This window comes from Kitasatospora sp. NPDC056181 (genome assembly GCF_042266225.1).
Lineage (GTDB): Bacteria > Actinomycetota > Actinomycetes > Streptomycetales > Streptomycetaceae > Kitasatospora.
The window spans coordinates 1-1,905 of the sequence record NZ_JBHJUK010000321.1 but is presented as its reverse complement, the minus strand read 5'-3'; the positions used below and the strand labels follow the sequence as shown (position 1 = coordinate 1,905).

The 1,905-nt window shown below is 67.2% G+C and carries 1 protein-coding gene; it reads right to left on the bottom strand.

The features are described from left to right. Positions 1–90: 90 nt before the first annotated feature. Positions 91–1,527 (bottom strand): glyceraldehyde-3-phosphate dehydrogenase, encoded by a 1,437-nt coding sequence (locus ACFC1F_RS43240; protein ID WP_209409895.1) that lies wholly within the window; start codon positions 1,525–1,527, stop codon positions 91–93. Positions 1,528–1,905: the final 378 nt, after the last annotated feature.

Genomic DNA, 1,905 nt, shown 5'->3' with positions numbered 1-1,905 from the left:
CAGACCCCACCCTTCGTGCGGGTCCCACGGTCAGATCCTGACGGGCCCGACGGACGTGACGGGCCTGACGGATGTGACGGGCCCAGCGGATCAGACCGCCGGGGCCGGGTACGTCGGGTACTCGACGCCGGAGACGTGCTGGACGACCCGGATGACCTGGCAGGAGTAGCCGAACTCGTTGTCGTACCACAGGTAGAGGATGGCGTTGTCGCCCTCGACCTTGGTCGCGCCGGCGTCGACGATCGAGGCGTGCCGCGAGCCGATGAAGTCGCTGGACACCGCGTCGGGGGCGGTGGTGAAGTCGATCTGGCGCCGCAGCGGCGAGGTCAGCGAGACGTCACGGAGGTACTCGAGGACCTCCTCGCGGTCGGCCTCCTGCGAGAGCTGCAGGTTGAGGATCGCGATCGAGACGTCCGGGACGGGCACGCGGATCGAGCTGCCGGTGATCTTCGCCTTCAGCTCGGGCAGGGCCTTGGCGACGGCCGAGGCGGCACCGGTCTCGGTGATGACCATGTTCAGCGGTGCCGAACGGCCACGACGGTCCGACTTGTGGTAGTTGTCCAGCAGGTTCTGGTCGTTCGTGAACGAGTGGACGGTCTCCACGTGACCACGCAGCACGCCGTACTTGTCGTCCATCGCCTTCAGTGGCGGAACGATCGCGTTGGTGGTGCAGGAGGCGCAGGACAGGATCTGCTCGTCCGGCTTGATCGTGTCGTGGTTGACGCCGTGCACGATGTTCGGGACGTCGCCCTTGCCCGGCGCGGTCAGCACGACCTTCTCGATGCCCGGCCGCAGGTGCTTCGCGAGGCCCTCGCGGTCACGCCACTTGCCGGTGTTGTCGATGAGGATGGCGTCCTTGATGCCGTACGCCGTGTAGTCGACCTCGGAGGGGTCGTTGGCGTAGATCACCTTGATCGCGTTGCCGTTGGCGATGATCGTGCTGTTCGCCTCGTCAACGGTGATCGTGCCCTGGAACTGACCGTGGATGGAGTCGCGACGCAGCAGCGAGGCGCGCTTCACGATGTCCTGGTCGCCGCCCTGGCGGACGACGATGGCGCGCAGGCGCAGGCCACCGGACTTCTCGATCAGCAGCCGGGCCACCAGGCGGCCGATGCGGCCGAACCCGTAGAGCACGACGTCGCGCGAGTCACGGCGCTCGATCTTGTTGTCACCGGTCGCACCGGCCACCGCCTGCGCGGTGAACTCCTCCACCGACAGGCCGTGGTCGTCGGCCCGGTAGGTCTCGGCGAGCATGCCGATGTCGATCTGCGAGGGACCGAGGTCGAGCGTGGTGAGCGCCTGCAGGAACGGCAGGGTCTCGGTGACCGAGAGCTCCTCGCCGGCGATCTGGCGGGCGAACCGGTGGGTCTTGAGGATGCTCACCACCGACTTGTTCACCAGGGAGCGGCTGTGCAACAGGACAGTGACGTCCCGCTCCCGATGCAGTCGGCCGATGACCGGGATCATCGACTCCGCGATCTCCTCGCGGTTCTTCCAGTCCGTGAACACGTCGTCGTTGACAGTCACAAGTCCATCTTTCGAGCTAGGAGGGTAATCCCATCCTAGCTTTCGGCCGCGTTGATCCTTCACGCGGACCCCCTCCGACGAGGGGCTTCCCCCACCCGACAGCCCTTTTCGGCCCGGAACCACCCCTCGTCGAGCCCGAAAAACGGGCCTGCGAGGCCGGCCTCCGGGCCGGGAACGTGAACTTCACCACCCTCGGCCCTCGACGGGTCCCGATCCGGGCCGGGCCGGCCGCGGGTCCCCGGAGACGCAACGCTCCGGGAAACGCAGAGCCCCGGAAACGCAGAGAACCCCCACCCGGGATCCGGGTGGGGGTTCTCTGTGAATGATTGTTCGGCGGCGTCCTACTCTCCCACAGGGTCCCCCCTGCAGTACCATCGG